Consider the following 6,412-nt stretch of genomic DNA (forward strand, 5'->3'; position numbering starts at 1 on the left):
CCAAACCCCCCGCGCATTAGTTTTTCGGTGGGATGCTTACACGCGGCTGCTGACACATCTGTAATAATTTAGGAGTCACTGATAATTGCTGATTGTCGGTATTTCTACAAATGTGAGATGCACCCAATCAGTAATCAGTAAACAGTAATCAATAATCAGCGAAAAGACAGCAGCAAACTGGCATTTGATGAGGCTCACTTAATACATACTGCTCACTCAAAACTTAAAACTCAAATCTTATAACTGATAACTGATAACTGATAACTGATAACTGATAACTGATTCAATTAACCAAATTTAATCATTTCTCGTCCTGCCATCACCGGTAATTCCCCTTTTAAAATCGGAATCAATGTCTCGCGAATTCTGTCCGCATCGGGGGGACATCCCGGCATAAAAATATCGATGGGAATGACTTGATGGACGGGCAGCACTTGATCTAATAATTCGGGAACGATACCGGGTTCTTCTGGTAGTTGAGGGGTGTTATCTCCTAACTCTAAATAAGCCCTTTTTAGCACGGGATCGGCAGTTCCTAACATATTCCGCATAGCGGGAACGTTAGCAGTTACGGCGCAATCACCAAAAGAAACGACGGTTTTGGTATTTTGACGGACTAGATGAATTAGTTCTAAATTATCCTGATTAGCGATCGCTCCTTCCACTAAACAGACATCGACATTTTCCGGATAGGTTTTCAGATCGCAGCCGACGGGACTATACACCACGTCAACTTTTTCGGCTAATTCTAACAGCCATTCATCCAAATCGAGGAAGGACATATGGCATCCCGAACAACCAGCTAACCAGACAGTAGCGAAGCGAATTTTAGACATAATTTTAATTCCTTAGATTGGTATTTTTTGGCTGAGTTGCAATTTCGTCAAAAGGATCAAACGAAAAGAAATACTCTTTTAAGCTATTTTTGCCTCCTGGATAAATTCTTGCATTTTTTCCTCAAATAAAGGAGCTATATCTAGATTTTTCCAGTCTTTAAGTAGCTCAAAAATAATCGCCTCTGATGCAAAATTTCCCGTATAAGAAATAAAAGAAAAAGGACGTTTACTGAAATTGAGCAAACAGCTTAAAATCGTGCAATGGTCTTTCACTCCAAAACCAAGAGAACAGGTTTTATCTCGATCTTTTACTCGCCAATTATCAGCATTTTTGGCATAAATATCTAGGGCAACTAAAGCACAATCCACCTCTCTAGAATATTTAATTAAGAGCGAATACAAAACCCTAGGCTCTTGACTGACATCAGACAAAATTTCAATTACCCGACAAGGAATACTAGAAAATTGCGCCGTCAAATTGGAGAGAGACTGACACATTTCTAGGGCTTGCAGAAATTGCGATTCGGGTGATGTGGTCATAATTATCTCGTTTGCTGAATTGAATCGGACCAAGGATATTGTTTTTGTGCCAGTAAATGCGCTTGTTGCTGCGAAAAGCCTCGATTAATCACTAAGTCAGATTCGTAGATTTCATGATTGAGAAACATCCGATCAAGATTATTCCCTTGAGCGCCAGCGAGTCTTCGCCAAGCTGCTACCATTAAACCTTCGGGAAAAAATTGATATCGAGACACTCCCGATCCAAAAGCATAATCCTTGGCGCGTCGGATATCGATCTCCGATATTTCGTATTGGGCAGCAATCTCTAGGATATCTTGATTATTACCCATAATCTGATCATAGTCCTCCCTTACCTTGACGGTTAATTTCTGCTCGTAGATATCTAAATGCGCCCATCGATCATTATCACCCTCCATCGATTACTTTAACGCGTCCATTGGTGTTGAGTCCTAGCATTAACTAAAAATTCCAACTTTGATCGATCTTCCTCTTTTTCAGAAACGGCGGAACCCTTGCGGAATATGGCTCCCGTTGGACAAGCGGCAACACATTTGCCGCAGGAAGTACAGGCAGAAACGCTGCCCCAAGGCTGATCCATTCCCGCGATAATTTTATCTTTTTCGCCGCGATAAGCCAGATCCCAAACGTGCGCCCCTTCAATTTCATCACAGACTCGCACACAACGGGTACAGAGAACACAACGATTATGATCGATACCAAAAAGATGATGGGAAATATCGACTTCTCGCTTGGGAAAACGGTAGGGAAAACGACTATGATCCATACCCACTTCGATGGCTAAATCTTGCAATTCACAGTTACCATTAGCCACACAAACCGCACAAACGTGATTACCTTCAGCGAATAATAATTCCACCGTCATGCGGCGATATTCTTTCAGTTTTGGGGTATCGGTATGGATCACCATTCCTTCCGCCACCTCCGTTACACAGGCGGGTAATAATTTATTAATACCTTCAATTTCTACCAAACATAAGCGACAGGCAGCCACTTCGGAAACCCCATCGAGATGACAGAGGGCAGGAATTTTTATTCCTACCTGACTAGCGGCTGCGAGAACTCGCGAACCTGCTTCGATCGCTACATCTTTACCATCAATGCTTAAAGTGATTACGGACATAAAAATTATTCTCCTTGAGGATAATATCCCTCTCCTTCCCATAGGCCACAATTTGTGGCCGAGGGTGGGATTTTTACAGAAAGTTTTAACCTAGACAAGCGGCTAAGTCTTTTGCGGGGGTGGTAATCGGCTGCAGATGATAGGTATCGGAGAGGAATTTGAGGACGTTGGGGGAGATAAATGCCGGTAAAGTTGGTCCCAGACGGATATTTTGAATACCTAGATGCAGCAGGGTGAGCAGTACAGCGATCGCTTTTTGTTCGTACCAAGAGATAATTAGGGAGAGGGGAATCTCGTTGACGCTAACGTTAAAAGCGTTGGCTAATCCTAGGGCGATTTTGATGGCACTATAGGCATCGTTACATTGTCCCACGTCCATCAGCCGGGGTAATCCTTCGATGCTACCTAATTGTTTGTCGAAAAAGCGGAATTTTCCACAGGCAAGGGTTAAAACGATGCAATCTTCGGGGACTTGTTCCACGAATTCGGTGTAGTAATTGCGATCGGGTTTTGCCCCATCGCAGCCCCCAACTAGGAAGAAGTGACGGATTTTACCCTGTTTAAGGGCATTAACCACCGTATCAGCGACACTGAGAACGGTATTGTGGGCAAATCCCACCATTACCTGCCGAGGTTCGCTTATTTCAGTAAATCCGGGCAATGATTGCGCTTTAGCAATCACGGGACTAAAATCGATCGCACCGCCCACTGTTTCTAAGCGGTTAATATGGGCATAACCCACAGGTCCGAGGGTAAAGAGTTTACTTTCATAGTTTTCGTGGGGGGGCATGAGACAATTAGTAGTTAAAACTATTGCCCCCGGAAACTTAGCAAATTCTTTAGTTTGATTTTGCCAGGCGGTGCCATAATGACCGTAGAGATGGGGATATTTTTCTTTGAGTTTTGGATAACCGTGGGCGGGTAATAATTCTCCGTGGGTGTAGACTGTTATCCCAGTATTGGCAGTTTGTGCCAGTAAAGCCGCTAATTGTTTAATATCATGGCCGGAGACTAAAATGGCTTTACCTAGACGCGGATTTAAGGGAACATTTGTCGGTATGGGATGACCGTAGGTTTCGGTATGACCTTGATCTAATAATTCCATGGCCCGCAGGTTTGCTGCCCCGACTTTTAGACAGATTGCCACCCAATCATTAAGGTTTAAATCACTGCGATCAATTGCCGCTAAAGTCTCTTGGATAACCTGATAAACTGAGTCATCCTCTTGACCTAATTCCTGAGCGTGGAAAGTATAGGAAGCCAGACCTTTAACTCCGTAGATAGCGGTTAACTTTAGGGAAAAAATATCGAGGTCTTGTACTTTTTCAATTAGTTCTAAGGATACTTCTTGACCTTGGCTGACTAGACTCTCATTAAAATTAGGCTGATAGTTAGCAAGTGCAGACCAGTCCAGCGATCCCAATTGTGCTTTTAAATTTTCCCGAATCTCTAAACAACGCTGAATATAATCGGTAAAACGTCTTTGATCGAAGTTCACATTGGTCATGGTGGCGAAAAGCGACTCGCAGGTAAAAATATCGGCTTCGCGAGTAGATATCGCCGCTTCTTTGGCTTTTAAAACCACCGATGCTAATCCCCGCAGACAATAAACTAATAAGTCTTGAACGGCGTTGACTTCGGGACTTTTTCCACAGGCTCCCCACTGATGACAACCATTACCACTAGCGGTTTGTTCGCATTGTTCACAAAACATAAGTTTTCTCTCTTTTTTCAGTAGATTGACAGATTGTTGCGATTTTTTTCTACTAAATTGAATTCTGCTTTTTTGAAAGTTAAGTAGCTGGTTATAATTAAATTAAAAATGGATTTTAGGTTCGATCCCCCCTGCCCCCCTTGATAAGGGGGGTGCCGATAGGCGGGGGGATCTACCCTTGATAAGGGGGGTGCCGATCCCCCCCTTAGTCCCCCCTTGATGAGGGGGTGTCTGATAATTTTTAACGCCTACCTACTTATTTATTAGCCCTCACCCGGCAGGAATTGTGGATTTTACGACTGGAAAGCTTGTCTTGACAGCCTCTACTCTCTGAACTATGTTTTTATTCTCTCACTTTTTTTGCCGGTTGGGTTCTGATTTTAGATTTCCTCAAGAATTACCGATTAAACAATTATTTAGTTGTCTTATTAAATTAAGTATTTTTTGTGATTTTTATGATATAATGAGCGAAATTTTCGATTTTTAGGTGGGTATTTGCCAGTGTCATAGCAATCGGTCTCCTGATTAGGATAGAAAGTTGGAACTTAAGAGTTATTATCGCCTAACTGTGATGATGGGATTGCTTTCGACATAGATAGTTATCTCTTTTTTTATTTACTTAACTTAACCGATTATCTCGCCGAATCTACTCAAAATTTTTATCTGTTTTTGCCAGATCCTGATATTTGACATCAAGACTGATGAACGATTTATTTTATTAGTGGTATTCCGATATCTTTGCAGATTTTATTAGCGAGAATATGCCTAATTTCCGTATGTCTTGGAATCGCAGATCTTTTATTTAATTGGGGGTTAAACCACCAAGAATGGCTAGGACTTGCTCAAAAAGTACGGGCGAAGCATTCGGATAGAAAATCTACGGTTTCACCGATAGGTTATTGTCCGAATGCTTCGCCCCTACAGGACGCGGGCCGATGAAGACGCAAGGTTTTGAACGACGATTCTCTCAAAATCTTGCACCTGTGAGAGCAAAACAGAACCCTAAAACTCTTACCTCGTCTATATTTAACATTTATTCAGCAAGTCCTATCTACCAATCTATCTGAACAGGATATTTTGCTAATATTGAATCATGGCTAATCAGTCTAGCATTTTCAAGATTAGCTTGAGCAACTAACAAGCGGTCAAATGGATCTTTATGGATGTTAGGTAAAGTATTTAAAGCTAAAACATGGCTGACTGTAATTGATAAAAGGCCAATTTGGTTAGTTTCCTGCTGAGTATTAATCATTTCTGCTAAAGGTATCTTGAGTGATAGTTTACCTAGTTGTAGTTTGATTTGCATTTCCCAAATACTTGTAATACTAAGTAATAGCGTATTACTAGGATCTCTACACAGTTCTAAAGCTCTTTGAGAGAGTTTTTCTGGTTCGCTATCCCACCAAATAAATGTATGGGTATCTAAAAGAAATTTCATGATTCACCTGTCCAAAATTCTTCAGGAAGTGGCTCATCAAAATCTTCGCTAGTCCTAATTTTTCCAGCGTGTAGTCCTGGTTGTCGTAACTTAGGAGAAGGAGTTTCAGACGTTGTTTTTTCAGTATCTCCCCAAGGAATTAGACGAGCTACAGGCTTGTTTCCTTCGGTTATAATAATTTCAGTATCTACCTTTATTAAGGCAAGTAGTTCTTGTAAAGTTAACTGTACTTGATTGAGATCAATAGTTTTGTTTGACATGAATAATTTTCTCTCTTTATTTACTTCACAAAATAAAACAGGATTCAGTGATAACTGCCTCACAGGTTAATAAAGGTTTGGCAACTTTTTCCCATTGCTGAATTGACCAATTGTGATAATTATCACTCCGGTATGTCTTGGAATCGCAGATCTTTTATTTAATTGGGGGTTAAACTACCAAGAATGGCTAGGACTTGCTGAAAAAGTACGGGCGAAGATTCGGGCAATAACTTATCGCTGAAACCGTAGATTTCCTATCCGAATGCTTCGCCCCTACAGGACGTGATCGATAAACTGTTTGCGTTTCATACAACAATTTTCTCTTCTTGGTAGTTTCCCCTAGTAGCGGCAATTGCTTCCTGTTCGCCAATTCAAAAATGAAACGCATCAACCTCAAGAGTTGACAAAGAAAGGCTCATCAGGTACTGTCTGATCATTAACAAAAACAAATCAGACCCAAAATGAGCCACCAACATCTTAACATAGAACAAAGAAACTTGC

The 6,412-nt window shown here is 41.3% G+C and carries 7 protein-coding genes; all 7 read right to left on the reverse strand.

Going from position 1 to position 6,412, the window contains the following annotated elements; all coding sequences use genetic code 11:
• Positions 1-287 precede the first annotated feature (287 nt).
• A complete protein-coding gene (locus tag IM450_RS04000) occupies positions 288-836 on the reverse strand; it encodes an oxidoreductase (RefSeq protein ID WP_002740992.1) in 549 nt (182 codons plus the stop codon).
• Between the two features lie 78 nt (positions 837-914).
• Positions 915-1,376, reverse strand: coding sequence for a hypothetical protein (locus tag IM450_RS04005; protein ID WP_287670773.1), 462 nt, complete (start codon positions 1,374-1,376; stop codon positions 915-917).
• A 2-nt stretch (positions 1,377-1,378) separates the two neighbouring features.
• Positions 1,379-1,774 carry a hypothetical protein gene (locus tag IM450_RS04010; protein ID WP_287670775.1) on the reverse strand — a complete coding sequence of 132 codons (396 nt, stop codon included), beginning with the start codon at positions 1,772-1,774 and terminating at the stop codon, positions 1,379-1,381.
• Positions 1,775-1,782: 8 nt separating this feature from the next.
• Positions 1,783-2,499 carry a bidirectional hydrogenase complex protein HoxU gene (gene hoxU, locus IM450_RS04015; RefSeq protein WP_002778113.1) on the reverse strand — a complete coding sequence of 239 codons (717 nt, stop codon included), beginning with the start codon at positions 2,497-2,499 and terminating at the stop codon, positions 1,783-1,785.
• 85 nt (positions 2,500-2,584) lie between these two features.
• Positions 2,585-4,213 (reverse strand): hydroxylamine reductase, encoded by a 1,629-nt coding sequence (gene hcp / locus IM450_RS04020; RefSeq protein WP_287670778.1) that lies wholly within the window; start codon positions 4,211-4,213, stop codon positions 2,585-2,587.
• Between the two features lie 1,051 nt (positions 4,214-5,264).
• Positions 5,265-5,651 carry a type II toxin-antitoxin system VapC family toxin gene (locus tag IM450_RS04025; RefSeq protein ID WP_002734288.1) on the reverse strand — a complete coding sequence of 129 codons (387 nt, stop codon included), beginning with the start codon at positions 5,649-5,651 and terminating at the stop codon, positions 5,265-5,267.
• Entirely contained in the window at positions 5,648-5,911 is a 264-nt protein-coding gene (locus IM450_RS04030; RefSeq protein WP_002752677.1) for a type II toxin-antitoxin system Phd/YefM family antitoxin, read from the reverse strand. Before IM450_RS04030 ends, IM450_RS04025 begins: the two co-directional genes overlap by 4 nt.
• Positions 5,912-6,412: the final 501 nt, after the last annotated feature.

This window comes from Microcystis sp. M083S1 (assembly GCF_020246405.1).
Classification (GTDB): domain Bacteria; phylum Cyanobacteriota; class Cyanobacteriia; order Cyanobacteriales; family Microcystaceae; genus Microcystis; species Microcystis aeruginosa_C.